Genomic DNA, 329 nt, shown 5'->3' with positions numbered 1-329 from the left:
TTCGGTCTGAGTGGCTAAGCGAAAGTGATAAGTATCCCACCTGGGGAGTACGTTCGCAAGAATGAAACTCAAAGGAATTGACGGGGGCCCGCACAAGCGGTGGAGCATGTGGTTTAATTCGATGATACGCGAGGAACCTTACCAGGGCTTAAATGTAGATTGACAGATTTGGAAACAGATTTTTCTTCGGACAATTTACAAGGTGCTGCATGGTTGTCGTCAGCTCGTGCCGTGAGGTGTCAGGTTAAGTCCTATAACGAGCGCAACCCCTATTGTTAGTTACCAGCGCGTTAAGGCGGGGACTCTAGCAAGACTGCCGGTGCAAACCG

Annotated in this window: 1 rRNA gene; it reads left to right on the top strand. The window is 49.8% G+C overall.

Annotated features, from left to right (window positions below):
* Positions 1-329: ribosomal RNA gene (locus CF599_RS19395) — 16S ribosomal RNA — on the top strand; the annotation flags it as partial.

This window comes from Myroides sp. N17-2 (assembly GCF_002286775.1).
Lineage (GTDB): Bacteria > Bacteroidota > Bacteroidia > Flavobacteriales > Flavobacteriaceae > Flavobacterium.
Note: the sequence above shows the minus strand (reverse complement) of the source record. Positions and strands in the feature narration are given on the sequence as shown.